12 protein-coding genes are annotated in these 17,621 nt (G+C 47.0%); 6 read left to right on the top strand and 6 right to left on the bottom strand.

Translation table 11 applies throughout. The features are described from left to right. Positions 1-3: 3 nt before the first annotated feature. A complete protein-coding gene (locus GFS24_RS15015) occupies positions 4-690 on the bottom strand; it encodes a gluconate 2-dehydrogenase subunit 3 family protein (RefSeq protein WP_153660543.1) in 687 nt (228 codons plus the stop codon). A gap of 5 nt (positions 691-695) precedes the next feature. Next, positions 696-2,429, bottom strand: a complete 1,734-nt coding sequence (locus GFS24_RS15010; protein ID WP_153660541.1) for a GMC family oxidoreductase — start codon at positions 2,427-2,429, stop codon at positions 696-698. Positions 2,430-2,527: 98 nt separating this feature from the next. On the opposite strand from GFS24_RS15010, the gene GFS24_RS15005 reads away from it, so the two are divergent. Then, positions 2,528-4,027: a gluconokinase gene (locus GFS24_RS15005; protein ID WP_153660539.1), complete on the top strand. Its 1,500-nt coding sequence runs from the start codon at positions 2,528-2,530 to the stop codon at positions 4,025-4,027. Here GFS24_RS15005 and mutL read toward each other — a convergent pair. Further along, the gene (gene mutL / locus GFS24_RS15000; RefSeq protein ID WP_371730815.1) at positions 3,998-5,836 is read right to left on the bottom strand and encodes a DNA mismatch repair endonuclease MutL; all 1,839 of its coding nucleotides are present in this window, start codon (positions 5,834-5,836) and stop codon (positions 3,998-4,000) included. The two genes, GFS24_RS15005 and mutL, sit on opposite strands and share 30 nt — an antisense overlap. Positions 5,837-6,011: 175 nt before the next feature. Here mutL and msrB point away from each other — a divergent pair, with 175 nt between their 5' ends. Beyond that, positions 6,012-6,563, top strand: a complete 552-nt coding sequence (gene msrB, locus GFS24_RS14995) for a peptide-methionine (R)-S-oxide reductase MsrB (RefSeq protein WP_173003088.1) — start codon at positions 6,012-6,014, stop codon at positions 6,561-6,563. A 188-nt stretch (positions 6,564-6,751) separates the two neighbouring features. Here the strand turns inward: msrB and GFS24_RS14990 are convergent, their stop codons facing one another. From GFS24_RS14990 to GFS24_RS14980, 3 genes are all read right to left on the bottom strand, one after another. After that, positions 6,752-8,464 (bottom strand): RagB/SusD family nutrient uptake outer membrane protein, encoded by a 1,713-nt coding sequence (locus GFS24_RS14990; RefSeq protein WP_216647432.1) that lies wholly within the window; start codon positions 8,462-8,464, stop codon positions 6,752-6,754. Positions 8,465-8,481: 17 nt separating this feature from the next. Then, positions 8,482-11,721 carry a TonB-dependent receptor gene (locus tag GFS24_RS14985; protein ID WP_153660537.1) on the bottom strand — a complete coding sequence of 1,080 codons (3,240 nt, stop codon included), beginning with the start codon at positions 11,719-11,721 and terminating at the stop codon, positions 8,482-8,484. Between the two features lie 431 nt (positions 11,722-12,152). Then, on the bottom strand, positions 12,153-12,437 hold the full coding sequence (locus tag GFS24_RS14980; RefSeq protein ID WP_153660535.1) for a YciI family protein: 285 nt from the start codon (positions 12,435-12,437) through the stop codon (positions 12,153-12,155). Between the two features lie 167 nt (positions 12,438-12,604). Between GFS24_RS14980 and GFS24_RS14975 the strand changes: the two genes are divergently transcribed. The 4 genes from GFS24_RS14975 (at position 12,605) to GFS24_RS14960 (ending at position 17,615) form a co-directional block, all read left to right on the top strand. Then, entirely contained in the window at positions 12,605-14,344 is a 1,740-nt protein-coding gene (locus tag GFS24_RS14975) for a DUF4836 family protein (protein ID WP_153660533.1), read from the top strand. A gap of 94 nt (positions 14,345-14,438) precedes the next feature. Further along, entirely contained in the window at positions 14,439-15,089 is a 651-nt protein-coding gene (locus GFS24_RS14970; RefSeq protein ID WP_153660530.1) for an ATP-binding cassette domain-containing protein, read from the top strand. Between the two features lies 1 nt (position 15,090). Then, positions 15,091-16,278, top strand: a complete 1,188-nt coding sequence (locus tag GFS24_RS14965; protein WP_153660528.1) for an ABC transporter permease — start codon at positions 15,091-15,093, stop codon at positions 16,276-16,278. A gap of 29 nt (positions 16,279-16,307) precedes the next feature. Beyond that, positions 16,308-17,615, top strand: a complete 1,308-nt coding sequence (locus GFS24_RS14960) for an amidohydrolase family protein (protein WP_153660526.1) — start codon at positions 16,308-16,310, stop codon at positions 17,613-17,615. The last annotated feature ends 6 nt before the right edge of the window (positions 17,616-17,621 follow it).

The following is a 17,621-nucleotide window of genomic DNA, read 5'->3' as shown; positions in this document are numbered from 1 at the left end:
CCCCTAACTCTCCCAGGTCATCACCTTCCCCCGATCTTCCTTCTTCAAACAAACCGCCAGCATCTTCTCATCATACGCCAACCCATACTGCTGCAACACATCCGCCGGAACACCATCCCACTCATTCGGTTGATTTCCCTTATACCCCAGATCCTCCAATCCCATTTTACTCGTAAAGAACCCCGTAGCCGTCAAATTCCGTATCGTACTAAAAAAAGCCACCCCCTGACTTAACTCAGGTGCCGCTTTCTCAGGAAACGCAATCTGATCCACCACACCAATTTGCTCAGCAGGCGCCAGTTCCGTAAAAGACTTATTATGCTTCTTCAAAGAATGCACATCCAGCCAACGTAAACCACCACGCATAGGCGTTTGATATCTCGGCTGATCTTTTACAATGAATTCTATAAAGTCCGGCACCTTGGCATCCGTTGCACTACCGGAATGTTCATCTTTCGGAATGATGATATCCACGAGCACAACAATGCTCTTCATCTCCGCATCCGTAAAGAATTTCTCAGCGAGCAAATCATTATCCCGTAACACCTCATCTGGCGTCCGGCCATAATCTTTCAACACACCCGCACCCACTTTGGCTTCCTCTTTCGGTTTAGGCGAACAGGCACTCAGGATCACACCGGAGGATAAAGTGCCGATCATCAAGGCTTTTAACGATTCTCTTCTATCCATGATAATTAGAGATTTTGTTTTTTCAATTCATCTACAATGTATTCAGATGCACGCATAGACAATGCAAGGATCGTCCAGGTAGGATTTTTATCCGCCTGCGAAACGAATGCACCACCATCTACTACAAACAGGTTCTTCACATCATGCGCTTGATTAAACTTATTGAGCACAGAAGTTTTAGGATCATTCCCCATCCGCACAGTACCCACTTCGTGAATAATGCGACCAGGATTCTCCAGCCCGTACATGGTATCAGCCCCAGCTTTCACACCATTTGGAATAGCCCCCATTTCATGGAACAGCTGCTCAAAAGTATCCTGCATATGTTTGGCCTGTTTGATCTCATGTTCGCTCCAGGTATAATTAAAACGCAACACCGGAATACCAAATTTATCCACCACGGTAGGATCAATTTCGCAATAGTTATCTATCCGCGGAATGGCTTCGCCTCTTCCTGCAAACCCAATGTTAGCGCCATAAAAACGACGGTAATCTTCTTTCAGCGAAGCCCCGTACCCGCCAGCAGTCTTAGCTACCCGGGAAGGATCTTTAGCCTGCACACTCTCCACCCCAAAACCAAATCCATAACCCGGCATGCTCATGCCTCCACCCATTTCAATATGATAACCACGCGCGAAATCAAGCTTTTTATTATCCAGCCACCAGGGAACATACATATGCATACCACCCACACCATCTTCATTATACCGCTTGCGGTTCATCAATGCAGGAAGGAATGCTGATCTGGATGCACCGGTAGAATCATGCAGATATTTACCTACTACACCACTTGAATTGGCCAGGCCATTAGGATGCGCTGGAGATTTTGAATTGAGCAGCAAACGCGCAGACTCACAAGCACTGGCAGCTAACACCACCACACGCGCACTGATCTGATGTTCTTCTAAAGTAATTCTGTCAACATAAGAAACCCCTGTTGCTTTACCACTGGTATCAGTAAGGATCTCACGCGCCATGGCTTCTGTGTAAAGGTCCATCGTGCCGATCTTCATAGCCGGTTTAACCAAACAGGTAGAAGAAGAGAAATCCGCATACACACTGCATCCGCGGCTGCACTGACTACAGAAGAAACAGCTGCCGCGTTCTTTATTAACCGGCCTTGTTAAAATAGACAGCCGGGAATGGATCACCGGGATATTCAATTTATCGCCCGCCTTTTTCACCATCAGCTCATGCAAACGGGGTTTGGGAGGAGGAAGGAAAAATCCATCTGGTTCATTATGGATCCCTTCTTTGGAGCCAAACACACCGATCAGTTTATCCACCCTGTCGTAAAAAGGTTTCACATCATCATAACCAATTGGCCAATCGTCACCATGTCCGTCAATACTTGCGTGTTTAAAATCGTTCGGTCCAAAACGCAGGGAGATGCGCCCCCAGTGGTTAGTCCGGCCTCCCAGCATACGGGAGCGGAACCAATCGAATTTGCTACCATTCTTTTGCGTGTAAGGTTCACCGTTAATTTCCCATCCGCCATATGCCGCATCAAAATCTCCGAAAGGCCGTGTTGTATTAGCACCACGACGGGGAGATTCATATGGCCATTTCAATTGGGTTTGCTGAGCAGGATCTGCAGGATCGTATTTGGGTCCCGCTTCCAGAAGCGCTACCTTTAAACCTGCTTCGGACAGTATTTTTGCTGCCATGCCGCCACCGGCTCCGGAGCCAATGATGCAAACATCATACACCTTCGCTTGTTTTTTTATCTCAAAAGCCATTTGCACGTGGATTTTATGAAAGATTTGACCTGTAAGGCTTTAAATCTATAAATTAAATGCGGAAATGAAAAGTGTTTTTTACTTTCGGCTTCTATTCTATGACTACTAACATACCTTATATCCTGGGAGTTGACATTGGCACAGGAAGCGCCAAAGCAGTTGCCGTACATCCCAACGGCCAGATATCTGCTGCACACAGGCAGGCATATCCAACACTGCATCCACAACCTGGCTTTAGCGAGCAAGACCCGCAAGCGGTACTGGCAGCTATTATCAGCACTATTCAGCACACTGTGGCACAAATGGGTTCCGCCCCTGCCGCCATTACCCTGAGTTGTGCTATGCACAGCCTCATGGCAGTAGACGGGAACGGACAACCCCTCACGCCACTGATGACCTGGGCAGATAACCGCAGCGAAAAGTACGCCGCCGCACTGAAAAATACAGCAGCGGGCAAAAGGATCTACGCGGCAACAGGTACCCCCATTCATCCCATGTCTCCTTTATGCAAAATTCAATGGATCAGGGAAAACCAGCCCGAGGTATTTGAAAAGGCCGCCTGTTTTATTGGCATCAAGGAATTATTCCTGCATCGCTGTTTCCATGAATTCATCACAGATTATTCCATTGCCTCGGCAACAGGATTATTTGATATCCGCACACTCGACTGGTGCCCCGAAGCTTTACAGGCAGCAGGCATTACTGACGAACGTTTGCCCATCCCGGTAGAAACCACCCGTTTGCTGATTGGCATGGATGCCGCCATGGCAGGAGCTTTGGGAGTTTCGCCAGATACACTGATCATGGCCGGCAGCAGTGACGGCTGCCTGGCACAATTAGGAAGCGGAGCAGTACAACCTGGCCATGCTGCCCTCACAATCGGTACCAGCAGCGCCATCAGGATGATGACGGCCAAACCTGCAGAAGATGAAAAAGGAAGATTGTTCTCTTATGTGCTCACCCCTGAACATTACGTTTGTGGCGGCGCCACCAACAATGGCGGCGGCGCATTGCAATGGTTCTCTAAATCCTTCCTGCCCTGGTCTGATTACAACGACTTCCTGAAAACCGCCTTCACAGCACCTCCCGGGTCTGATGGATTGTTGTGTTTACCTTATTTGCTGGGAGAACGGGCACCTGTATGGGATAGTCATGCCCGCGGAGCTTTTGTTGGAATGCAGCAACAACACAGCGCGCCACATTTTCAACGTGCATTGATAGAAGGAATTTGTTTTGGATTGTACAGCGTGGGAGAAGCATTGGAAAATGTGGTAACACCCATCAGGGAAATCACTGTAAGCGGAGGTTTCACCGCCTCACCATTATGGATACAATTGCTGGCAGACATTTTCCAGAAACCCATGATCCTGCACCAGGATGAAGATGCTTCCGCACTGGGCGCAGCTTTGCTGGGATGGCATGCTTTGGAAAAAATAGATGCCTGGCAGTTTGATCCAGCCGCTGCTGCAAGGGTTTTTGAACCAGGCGCAGAACACCTGGCCGTTTACCAAAGAAATTACAGCGCATTTGCTATGCTCTATCAGCAGCTGAAAGAAGTAACAGAAATTTTAGGCACCCCTGTCAAACATCCGCTCTAGGTCGTTTAGCTTGAAGGAAATAAAAGTATACCTGCCGCCCGGAGAAACATTGGGTGTGGTACAGGCAAATAATTCATCAATGATATTCTGCATTTCCCTTGTGCCCAGCGGTTTTCCAACCGGAATAGCATTGTTGCGCGCCATGGAACGAACAAGATGTTCGCGGCGGTTGAGTTTTAATTCATGACTGAAATGTTTGAACTGCTCCAGCAAACCCTCTATGCTGGCCTGTTCATTACCCGTCTGAATATCCGCAGGCGTACCACGCACCACAAAAGTGTGCAGCCCGAAAGGTTCCAGGTCATAACCCAAAGCCTGCAGGTCCGGCAGCATCTCTGCAATCACAATAGCATCTGCCGGTAACAGTTCCAGCGTTTGCGGGAAAAGACTTTGCTGCGTAGCAATTGGTTTTTCAGAAAGTGCCCGCTGATAACGTTCGTAAAGGATCCGTTCATGCGCAGCCCGCTGATCTATTAAGATGTAACCTGATTTTATCTGAGACAAGATATATTGCTGATGCACCTGCACCGGTACTTTCTGATCCGTAGCCGCTTCCTGCCAGCGTTCATCTATCAGGGAAGCTGTAGCCGCAGGGGCTTCCAGCGGTTTATCCTCAGGGCCGTACAGGTCTTTCCAGTTACGGAGATTGCTGTTACTGCTACCGCTGTGATCGATCATATGCGCCTGGTTGGCTTGTGTGAAAGAGCGGTAGATAGATGTATTGGCAGATTGTACTTTCTTCTGATCAGTAAAAGGTTGCGTTAATGCATCCAGCGATTGAATGCCCGGGTCCAGTTCAAAATCCAATGCAGGCGTTACGTTGAATTGCGCCAGTGCATGTTTTACCGCAGATTGCACAAAAGCGTAAAGGATCCTTTCATCATCAAACTTGATCTCCTGTTTGGTAGGATGCACATTGATATCCACATGCGCAGGGTCCAGATCAATGAACAGCACATACAGCGGGAAGTTTTCAGAAGGGATCATTTCAGAAAAAGCCGTCATCACCGCATGGTTGAGATAACCACTTTTGATGAACCGGTTGTTCACAAAAAAGAACTGATCACCCCGTGTTTTCTTCGCCGTATCCGGCTTACCCACAAATCCCGACACATTCATGTAGTCGGTACTCTCTTTCACAGTAACTAATTTGGAATTATAGTTTTGCCCCAGGATATTTACGATTCTTTGCTTGAGAGACCCCTTTTCCAGGTGGAACATTTCCTGTCCGTTCGTGTTGAGAGAAAACTGTAAATGGGGAAAAGCGAGCGCCACCCGGATGAATTCGTCTACAATATGGCGCATTTCCGCCGCATTGCTTTTGAGGAAGTTCCTTCTGGCAGGCACGTTGAAAAAAAGATTTTTCATGGCGATGCTGGTGCCGGGAGCAGTTTGGCAGGGTTCCTGCCTTTTCACCATACTGTTATCTATCTCTATGAGAGTACCAAGTTCATCAGCATGTTTGCGGGATTTAAGCTCTACCTGGGCCACAGCGGCAATAGAAGCAAGTGCCTCACCCCGGAAGCCCATGGTGCGGATATGAAACAGATCGTCGATGGTTTGGATCTTGGAAGTAGCATGCCGCTCAAAACACATACGGGCATCGGTATCACTCATGCCGCTCCCGTTGTCTATGACCTGCACCAGCTCTTTGCCGGCGTCTTTGATAAAGAGTTGAATTTCCGTTGCACCGGCGTCTACAGCGTTTTCCAGCAATTCTTTCACTGCCGATGCCGGCCGCTGAATAACTTCCCCTGCTGCGATCTGGTTTGCTATATTATCCGGTAACAAATTGATGATATCCGCCACTTGCCTGCCTTTTCACATAAAGGTAGGATTAAAAAAAATATTGTTAAATACATTCACATGGCAAACCAATCCTCCCGGCATTTCGTAACTTTAATATTGACCTGCTGACCAGTAACCATGCCGCTGGTATTATTCTTGGTGTTAAAACGTAGTTAACACATAATCAATAGTTAACATGAAGACAAGTAATCTGCTATTTTTATGCCTGACTTTATTCATCAGCCACTGTACTTACTCTCAAAACGGGGCTAAAACGAAACCAATGGAAGAAAAAAAGAATCCGGCGTACTCCCGCACGGATACTGGTAAAGTAAACCTAACCGACGAAGAGTGGAAAAAAACCTTACCCAAAGACGTTTATGAAATCGCGAGACAAAAAGGAACAGAGTGGGCGTTCACAGGTAAATACTGGAACAGCAAAGAAAAAGGTACTTACTATTGTGCCGCTTGCGGAAACCCGCTTTTTGTATCAGACACCAAGTTTGAAAGCGGTTGCGGCTGGCCGAGTTTTTACCAGCCTATCAGTAAAACCAGTGTGATCTACACGCCGGATAACACACACGGTATGACACGTACCGAAGTGCAATGCGGCAGATGTAAAGCTCACCTTGGCCACGTTTTTGACGACGGACCTCCACCAACCGGTTTGCGTTATTGTATCAACTCCGTGATCCTGGACTTCGACAAAGCACAGGACGCAGAAAAGAAGTTTAAAGAGAAAGAGTAGAGAGCCGTTTATTGGAAAACCGAACCCTAACTGTGAAACTCCCGGCCTGAATTCTTCTGCCGGAAGAACTTTTCAATTACATAGATAAGCGATTGTCTTACATATAATGTGAGGTGGGATCTTTTTTATAAAAGAACGGCGGCTTGTAAAGCCGCCGTTCTGGATTTTTTCTTCTAAAAAACACGCTCCTAGTAATTAGGATTCTGCTTCAACGTCACCTGCCCATCCTTCGTGCTATTCAAGATCTCCTGCGCCGGTATCGGATAATACTCATGTTTCCCCTTCACAAACGCTACATCATTAAAATAAGTCCGTTTCAATTTCTCCTTTTCATAATAAGCATTCAACACAACATCCGCAATCCCCCAACGTACCAGATCAAAGAACCGATGCCCTTCCATCGCAAACTCCAGCCGCTCTTCAAACTGCACCGCTTTCCTCGCTACCACAGGATCCGCCCATGGCGTGGTATACAGTCCTACTTTATAATTCGCTGCATTACTACCATCCGTTTTCTTCACAAAGCCCACAGGATTCAATGCCCGCGTACGGATCATATTCACCAGCTCACGCGCTCTTTCCAAACTACCCAACTCTACTTCACATTCTGCCAGCCAAAGGATAACATGTGAATAACGCAGCATCCGGTAATTGTTAGCATTCTGCCGCGGATTGCTGTTGAAGGTAGCACTGCCAATATCCGCTTTATAGAAAAGATGTTTTTTAGGAGAATAAGGCCCTGCATAAGCCTGATCCCGTATATACGCTTTCCCCGGATGATCCCCATGATCCAGGAAAGGAATGCCTCTCCGCCCAACCGTCCAATCCAGCCGTGAATCCAGTGTCCCTGCATAAGGCGTAAAAGGAGAAGTAGACTCAATCCCCTGATCATTCGTCACATCCATATCATTGAAACTATCTAACAAAGGCAACCCATTTGCGTCTGTCTTAAAAGCATTCACCACATTCTGCGAAGGCTGAAAGAATCCGCAACAGGTAGTCGGCCCGCCATATGGATAATTCAACGTAGCCCCATTATTCCCATTCTCACCAGCGCCAGCGCCATCATTCACAGAATGCTCCACTTCAAAAATGGATTCGGAATTATTATTCGTAGCCGCGCGGAAATTATCTGCATACCGCTCCGTAAGGATATATCCACCCGCCGTTATGATCTCATCCAGTAAGGGTTTCGCCTCAGCATATTTCCGTTGGAAGAGGTAAGCCTTTGCCAGCATAGCAGAAGCAGCCCATTTGGTAGCACGCCCTTTTTGCGTTTGCCGGGGAGGCAGTTGCTGATAAGCAAAGAGCAGGTCTTCCGCAATCTTCGGCCAGATGTCTTCCGTATTAGGCAACTTTGTACTGTTCGGATCTTCCGGGTTGTAGGATTTCTCATCTACATACGGCACATTATTAAACATCTTTTTTGCTTCAAAATGAAAGTGCCCCCGCAGGAAACGAGCTTCCGCAGCAATCAGTGGTTTCTCCGTATCAGGAATGTCCGTAGCTTTTGAAAGCGCCGCCAGTACATCATTACACCTGGCTACGCCATCATACACCGCACGCCATTTCCCCCGAAAATGACCGTTATCCGGCAGGATCTTCCGCGTTTCAATAAAAGAAATTTCCGGCTGGTCACCAGAGGTAGATCCTTTGTAAGCATCATCAGAAGCCACGCTGCCATAGATCCAGTTATCAGCAGAACCATGCCAGGAAGTACCCCCGGATCCAACACCATCCACCAATGAATAAGCCGCAATGAGCAAGGCATTCACACCTTTCCGGTTATTGAGCTGTTCCGGAAGTAACACCCCTTTCGGTTTTACATCCAGGAAGCCATCCCCGCAGGAAACAGCTATCAGCAACAGCATCATCGCCACAACTATTTTACGTATGTGCATAACAGTAAGTTTGAAGATTAGAAAGTAAGATTTGCACCGATCAGGTATACTTTGGAAGTAGGATAAGCTCCTTCATCCACCCCCATGTGCCGGTCGTTATTGGCACCATAAGCACGCAGGTTGATCTCAGGATCAAGCCCCGTGTATTTCGTGATCGTGAAAAGGTTCTGCGCCTGCAAATAAACCTGCAGCTGCTCAATGCCCACCCTTTTAAGCAGGCTGGCAGGGAGTTTATAAGAAAGCTGCACATTCTTCATCCGCAGGTAAGAACCATTTTCCAGGTAATAGGTAGAAGGGTTGCTGCTGATCACATCGTTGGAACGCAACTGGGGAAGCAACGCATCTGTTTTACCCGGCCTCCAGGAATCTTCCAGCATACGGCGGCTGCGGTTTCCGGCAAACGTTGGAAAGTCCGTCCAGTAGCGCACGTAGTTGAAGATCTTATTACCCTTCACGCCTTGTGCAAAAAGCGTTAGTCCGAAATTCTTATAACCCAGCTGTACATTAATACCATAGCTGAAATCAGGATGCGGACTCCCAATGATCGTACGGTCATCCGCATTGATCACATTATTGGAATCCAGGTCCCGGAAAATAAACTGGCCGGCTTTATTATTGGCGCCGCCGCCAAACTGGGCAGCATGTTTAGCGCCATCGGCATCTGTTTGAAAGATGCCATCGATCACGTAACCAAAAAAAGAAGAAATGGGGTAGCCGGCCTGGGTAACTGTCATGGATGGAAGGCGGGTCGTGAAGCCAAAGTAACGCGTCTTGGGATTGCCGTCTGTTACTTCAACATTATTACGGTAGCTCGAGAAATTCACGCCAATATCATACGTGAAATCTCCTCCTGCGGTTGCATTGATATAATTGATGCCGAGTTCAATGCCCTGGTTCACCATGGTGCCAATGTTCCGGAACGGATTAGTGGCAATACCTTGTGTGAACTGTAATTCAACAGGGAATAACATATCAGATGTTTTACGGCGGAACCAGTCGAAATTAAAGCCCAGTCTGCCTTTCATCATACTGGCATCTAAGCCGAAGTCCAGTGAGCTGGTGGTTTCCCACTTCGCGCGAAGGTTCCCGAATTGGGTAAGATCATATCCCTGCAAAGCAGAAGTACGGGAACCGTTCAGGTCATAAAAAGAAGTGGTAGGATTAGTGCCGAAGAACGTATACGCGTTATAGTTACCGATCTCCTGGTTACCTGTTTGCCCATATGCTGCTCTTAATTTCAGATCGTTCACAAAGGAAACGCCCTTCATGAAACCTTCTTCTGATAACCTCCATCCGATACTGGCAGCAGGAAAATAAGCCACCCTGAACTGCTCCGAAAAACGGGAAGAACGGTCACGGCGCAGGGTAAGGTCCAGCAGGTATTTATCATCAAATACATAGTTCAGCTTGCCGAATTCGGAAGCCAGCCGCCAGTTGGAAGCGTTGCCGCTATTGGTGGAAGTTCCTCCGTTCCCGGCATCCAGGTAACGGTTATCCAGGTCGTCCACAAAGAATCCTGCGCGGCCGGCCGCAAATGCTTCCGCATAATTACCAATGGATTCAGTTCCCACGATCAGGTTGAAACGATGCAGAGAACCCAGCTGGAGTTTATACGTAAGTGTATTGTACCAGGTCCAGGTAGCTTCATAATTGTTATTGGTACTGAGGTTACTGTTGGAGGCAGACTCAGAAGATTCAATATCCCGGATGGTATATGTGCGGATATTGAAATTGCTGTAGTCTATTCCAATACTCGTACGTGCGGTAAGGTTAGGTAAGATATCCGCTTCCAGGTAAGCATTACCAAACAGCCGGACCTCTTTCCCAACATTGTCTTTATTCCTGTACAATGCGGCCACAGGGTTTTTGGCATTATCCAGGTCACCTCCTTTTGTGCCTGCAAAATTGCCCATGATATCATACACAGGAATAATAGGCTGCATGCGGTAAGCAAAGGAAATAGGATTCCCTTCATTCTGATTACCCGCCGGCTGCCCAATCCTTTCACTGTAAGAAACCTGTAAGTTTTCTCCCGCACGGATCCGCTTATTGACATTGAATTCCGTATTGGCACGCAAAGAATAACGTTTAAAGCCCGTGTAGATCATGATCCCTTTCTGGTTGTAATAACCCAGGCTCATGGCATAACGGCCATTTTCGTTTCCCCCGGAAACGCCCACCTGGTGAGATTGAATGGGTGCCGGATCAAAGATCTCATCCATCCAATCCGTGCCTGCTTTATTAGCTGGTGTGATGAGCCACCTGGTTTTTTTGAAATCAGCGCCATCTATATCCGTACTATAATTGGCAGGATTTACACGTGGATCGCTGGCAGAAGCCCCATCCGGGAAAATATAATCCGGTGTAACAGGATTGGTGCCGCTGCCAAATTGTGCGTGTTTAGGAAATCCCGTAACAGGATCTACATTCCCTGCATTGATGCGGGCTTCCCAAAGCAGGTTGGCATATTCCGTAGTGTTCAGCAGATCGAGGAACTTACCCGGCCTTTGAGTGCCGTAATACATATCGTAAGTCAGCTTAGGCCTTCCGATCTTTCCTTTTTTGGTAGTGATGATCACCACCCCATTTCCTGCGCGCGAGCCATAGATCGAAGATGAGGAGGCATCTTTCAATACCTGCATGGTTTCAATGTCATTCAGGTTGAGCGTGTTCAGATTGCCTTTGGTGGGAACACCATCTATTACATAAAGCGGCGAATTATCATTGATAGTTCCGAATCCGCGGATCCGCACCATTACATTCCCTCCCGGTGCATTTTCATTGCCAACCGTAACACCTGCCACCCTTCCCTGCAAAGCCTGGCCCACATTGGTGGCAGGAGCAGAGAGCAGTTGTTTTACATTAACAGTGGCCACGGCGCCGGTGATATCTTTTTTAGATTGACTGCCATAACCGGTGACCACTACTTCATTGAGTGTTCCGGCATTTTCATCCAGTTCTACATTGAGTTGCAAAACACTGCCTACTTTAACTTCCCTGGGAGTGAAACCCACAAAAGTAAAAAGCAGGGTGCTGCCGGTGGGAGCGGTGATCTTATAAACTCCGGTAGGGTCAGTGACCGTGCCCTGGTTGGTTCCCTTGATAACAACCGTAACGCCCGGGAGTGGCGTTTTATCAAGACTACCGCTCACTTTGCCGGTAACAGTTACAGATTGGGCCCAGGCGGTTGAGCTGAGGAATAGGAGTAGCCATACGGCTATGTGCCTTCGGGCACAGCTGTTTACGTGGAAGTACATACATGTTTTAGTTTAGGATGGAAAATCGGGTTCCTCCTGGTTAACAAAATCGATTTAGCATGGCGAAACGCGCAGTTTTACACCGCAGCTTGTACGGACTTTTTCTTCATTCGGGTTTGAATTTAAATTGTGAAAGAACGGGTTACGCCCTGGTCAACATGTCTCTGACTTCGATTTAGATGCGGTAATTAGAAATGGCTACTTTTCATCAACGTGTGTTAGGTTTTCTTTGTAAACGTGCTCGGGTTTAAATGGTTAATAAAACAGGGTATTGGTCTTTATTACGGATAGGCGGTAATTGAAAGTACAAACTTTATTCCTAAATAGGAAGCTTTTTCAAGATAAGTTTACAATTAAATTTTACTCCGGCAATGTAAATTGCGGTCAGGCAGAAGGGGAGCGGAAAAGAACGCAGGAAAGGGGGTGAATGCTCAGGAATTCAGATTGGCTAATTCAGCATAGGTATTAGGCTCAAACTCTATGATATCGTAAACAGCCAGTTGAAACTTGTCAAATGGATCTTCTGCCAGGATAGCCTCCACCTCACGGCGACTGCTGGCCTTACAGAGAATAATACCTCCCGTACGAGGTTTCCGCCCGCCCGAAAGGATGAACCTGCCTTCTCTGTACTGTTTTTCCAGGAAAGCATTATGCGCCTCAATATAGTGGTCTATGGCCGCTAAAGGGCGGATGTATTGAACCAGGATCAGATACATAGTTTGTCGGTCTTTCAGTAAATGGTTAATAATCAGAATATTTACAAAGGTAGACAAATTGTTGATTCCTGCTACCAGTCCCAATTTCGTAATAATTTTAAACGTATTAGCAAAAAACGTTGTATTTTTAACGGTAATTTTCAAATCCATTTAACATCTTTCTCTTTATGAAAAGAACGACTACAAGGGCACTCCTCATGATTTCAGGTGCAGCGGTGTTGTTGTTAACCGCCTGTTCCAAAGCTCCCGAAGGAGGTAAACACATACCTAAAACGGCAGCACTGGTTTTTACCATCAATTCTAAACAGATCCAGGAAAAGCTGATCACAGAAGGTCTTTCCGTTGATAAAATATTCGAAGCCGTACAAGGCCAGGATAGCACCAACGAAATGACAAAAGCTTTGAAAGAAGCACAAAACTCCGGCGTTGATCTGAAAGGCGATGTATCTATCGCACTGATCCCAGGTGAAAAAGGCAAAAGCTATGCTACTGCTGTTGCTAAACTGGACGATGCCGGCAAGTTTGAAACTTTCATGAAAGAGAAATCTAAGAAAGAAATTAAATCCGGTACGGACTTTAAATACATCATTGATGGAGAAGGCATGATCGGTTTCAACAAAGAAACCGTTATCGGCATCTTCAGCATCAACCAGGGTAATAAATACGACTTCACCGGAGACGTGGGAACACAAACTCCTTCAGGCCCTTCAGCAGATGAAAAAGGCTGGGTAGAAGTATTGAATGGCCTCTTCCATCTGAAAGCAGATGAGTCTGTAGGTACCATCGAATCTTTCAAAGCAGTACAGAAAGAAAAAGGTGATGTATCCTTCTGGATGAGCAGCGAGCAGATCTATGCTTTCAATCCGGGTACTCCTGCTGGCGTAGCTGCACTGGTTACTACCAACATCAAGAAACTCACAACGGGTTCTTACCAGACTGCCGCTGTACATTTCGAGAACGGTAAGATCACGGTGAACAGCCTTTCTTATGCAGGTAAAGAGATGCAGGATATCATGAAAAAATATCCCATGGAGAAAGTGAACATCGCATCACTGGAAAATTATCCTTCTGAAAATGTATTCGGTTTTGCCCTGATGAACTTTGACCTGCGCATGCTGGGAGATATCATCAAACTGATGGGTATGGACGGTTTTGCAAATATGGGCCTGGCTGAAACCGGTCTTACTTTAGATGATCTCCTGAAAGCCTTCACAGGTGAAATTGCCGTGATAGGTTCTGATTTCAGCGTAGTAAGCAAAGCTTCTGAATGGGATAGCTCTTATAAAGTAACCAAACCGGAAGTTAAATGGGTGTTCAATATGAAAGTAGGCGATAAAGCAGCTTTCGAAAAAGTAATGAACACACCAATGGTTGGCCAGATGTTCACCAAACAAGGTAATGAATATGTACCTAACCAGCCCCTCGGCGAATTAGCAGTATCTATCAACGATAAACGCATCCTGGCGGCTTCTGATAATGGCCTGCTCACTTCTTATGCAGATGGCAAATCCAAAGTGAAACTGGACGAAGGCATACTCAGCAAAGCAAAAGGCAATGTAATGAGCATGTACCTGAGCGTAGAGAAACTGGTAAATAACATTCCTGCTGAAGAAATGAAATTACCGGATAGCGTACTGAACGACGTGAAAGGTCTGCTGAAAGACTTTACCGTAGCTACTGAACCTAACAACGGCAGCTCTCAGCGCTCTACACTGGAACTGAATTTCAAAAATGAAAATCAGAACACCCTTGTACAGATCGTTAACTTCTCTAAGAAAATGTTCGCTTACTATAGCGCACATAAGAAAGAGCAGGCAGCGGCATGGGGTAACGATACCATGGTAACTGATTCAACGGTGATGGCAGTTGATACAACTGCAGCTCCGGTTGCAGCACCAACAAACTAATTAACGGATAACATTATCCTTCCTTAAAAAGCTGCTCCATAACGGGGCAGCTTTTTATTTATCGTTATATTTATATCTTTCAAACAGAAAGGACATGCAGATCCAGTTATCTGCGGTTGTGCCCGTTCCGCTGCGCGATAAAGTATTGCAGCAGCAGTCGGACATCTGGAACCGCGACATTACTTTTTCGCCCGCACAATTCATCAAGATCAAGGCGCCCTCCGGTACCGGCAAAACCACGCTGGTACATTATCTCTATAATATCCGGTATGACTATACCGGCACCATCCGCATCAACGACAAACCCTGGCCCTCTTATGCCAAAGACCAGCTGGCCGTGATGCGCCAGCAACAGATCAGCGTCATCTTCCAGGACCTTCGCCTGTTCGACCAGCTGACCGCACTGGAAAATATAGAACTGAAAAGAGTGATGCTGCCGGAACCCTATTACCCGGCTGAGAAAATAAAGGAAATGGCAGACCGCCTCGGGGTAAGCCATGTGCTGAACCAGAGTGGTGCAACATTGTCCTATGGAGAAAGACAGCGGATCGCTATTATAAGGGCGCTGATGCAACCTTTCGAATGGCTGATGATGGACGAACCCTTCAGCCACCTGGATGAAGCCAATGCAAGCAAAGCAGCCAAACTGATCGCAGAAGAATGCACCGCACGCAAAGCCGGCTTCGTTCTCACAGACCTGGATCATGACCAACATTTCGACTATCACGTGACCTATCATTTATAACATGCAGTTTTATCAGATACTCAAAAAGATCATCCGTACCGGCGTAGGAAAAGGACGTTTCTGGATGGCCGCTATTGGCCTCGGAATAGCCATGCTGCTGATACTCGTGGCCCTGCAGGTACACCAGAACTTTAACGAACTATTACACAGCGATAAGAACGAGAACGAAACGGCGGACTTTCTCGTGATCAACAAAAGGATCACGAATGATATGATGGGCAAACCGGAAATGAGCACCTTCACGCCCACAGAAATTAAAGACCTCCAGGCACAACCTTTCGTGAACGGCTTCGGCATGATCACCGCTGCGGATTTTAACGTAAAGCTGGAAATGGATAAACTCGGTATCACTTCAGAACTCTTCTTTGAAGCCGTACCAGATAGTTTCATCGATGTAAAAACCGCAGACTGGAAATGGACAGAAGGCCAGCAGGAGATCCCCCTGATCGTACCCAGCAGTTTTTTAGACATGTTCAACTTTGGATTTGCCATGGGGAACGGCATGCCACAGTTCTCGGAGGAAACCATCAAAACATTATCTCCCGAGATCGTGATCAGCCAGGGCTTACGCTCAGGGCGTTTTGCCGCAAGGATCGTTGGTTTTTCAGATCGTATTTCCACCGTACTCGTACCTATGTCTTTAATGGAATGGGGCAACAGTACTTTCGGAACCGGTGTCACCAAAGCGCCTTCGCGGGTGATCATCAAATCCAAAGACCCCAGTGATCCCATCCTCACCAAATACCTCGATGATCATAATTATGCTACGAATAAAGAAAAGACCCGCTTTAGTACAGTCCGCGTGATCGTACAGACCATTGTGAGTGTAGTGGGTTTCTTCGGACTGGTATTATTGATCTTTGCCCTGCTGGTGTTCAGCATGTTCATCCAGTTAGTAATAGAATCCTGCCGGAAAGAGATCAGGTTACTGATCACATTGGGTACGGCACCCGGCCAGCTGCAACGATACCTGCTGAAACAATTTGTGCCTTTGTATATTGTGATAGGATTGCTGGCCCTGGCCATTGTAGCCGGCTTGCAATGGTGGGCTTCCGGTTTCCTTGCCCAAAAGAAGATGTTTGTGTCCGCGGTGCCTGGCACCACAGCTGTAGTGGCCACCGCCATTATTTTATTGCTGGTATATATCGTGAATCTGAGAGCAGTGAAAAAGCATATTGCAGGAATGTAAATTCTTTATTTCATCATACCTCATCATTTATGAAAAAGACCCTGTTCCTACTTGTTTCCCTTGCATGCATGAGCACTGCCTTTGCGCAGAAAACCATCCTGCATTGCGGCACCCTCATAGACGGTGTGTCTGACAAACCCCGTCAGCAAATGTCTGTGATCATTGAAGGAAAGAAGATCCTTGAGATAAAACCGGGGTATATAACGCCGGCGGCAGGAGATAAAGTGATAGATCTGAAAACACAAACCGTAATGCCCGGTTGGATGGATATGCATGTGCATTTGGAAGGTGAAACCAGCAAGAGCGCGTATTTGGATAGATTTACACAAAACCCCGCGGACCACGCTTTCGAGAGTGTACGGTACGCAGAACGGACTTTACTCACCGGTTTTACAACCGTAAGGGACCTGGGTGGTTCTGGTGTGAACATTTCTCTCCGCAATGCAATCAACAAAGGCCTGATCATTGGCCCCCGTGTTTTCACCGCTGGTAAATCCATTGCTACCACCGGCGGCCATGCAGATCCAACAAATGGATTTCGTGCAGACCTGATGGGTGACCCTGGTCCGGAAGCAGGAGTGGCCAATGGCCCGGACGAATGTCGCAAAGCAGTAAGGCAGGCTTACAAAAATGGCGCAGACCTTATTAAGATCACCGCTACCGGTGGTGTATTAAGTGTGGCAAAAGATGGCAGCAGCCCTCAGTTCACGGATGAGGAACTACAAGCTATTGTAAGTACCGCAAAGGATTACAACATGAAAGTAGCCGCACATGCGCATGGTACGGAAGGTATCAAAAGAGCTATCCGTGCCGGTGTAACTTCTATAGAACACGGCTCCAAAATGGATGATGAAGGAATGGCCCTGGCCATTAAACATGGTACCTGGTATGTGCCCACTATGACCGCAGGCCGCTCTGTAGCAGATTCTGCAAAGATCCCCGGTTACTATCCCGCTATCGTAAAACCCAAAGCAGAAGCCATTGGCCCCATGATCCGGCAAACTTTTGCGAAAGCCTGGAAGAAGGGAGTGAAGATTGCTTTTGGTACAGATGCCGGTGTTTATATGCATGGCAAAAACTGGCTGGAGTTCACTTATATGGTAGAAGCCGGCATGCCAGCCATGGATGCTATCAAATCCGCCACCATTAAAGCTGCCGAACTACTGGGCATGGAAGATCAGCTGGGAAGTATTGAAGCCGGAAAGATCGCAGACTTTACAGCTGTTAATGGAGATCCGCTGAAAGACATCCAGGTAATGGGCCAGGTGAGCTTTGTGATGAAAGACGGCTTGATTTTTAAGCAGGGAACGAGTAACTTGTCCACTGTTTCAAAATAATAGGAT

The sequence above is a fragment of the Chitinophaga sp. SYP-B3965 genome (assembly GCF_009647655.1).
Taxonomy (GTDB): domain Bacteria; phylum Bacteroidota; class Bacteroidia; order Chitinophagales; family Chitinophagaceae; genus Chitinophaga.
This window is presented reverse-complemented; position numbering and strand designations above follow the sequence as displayed.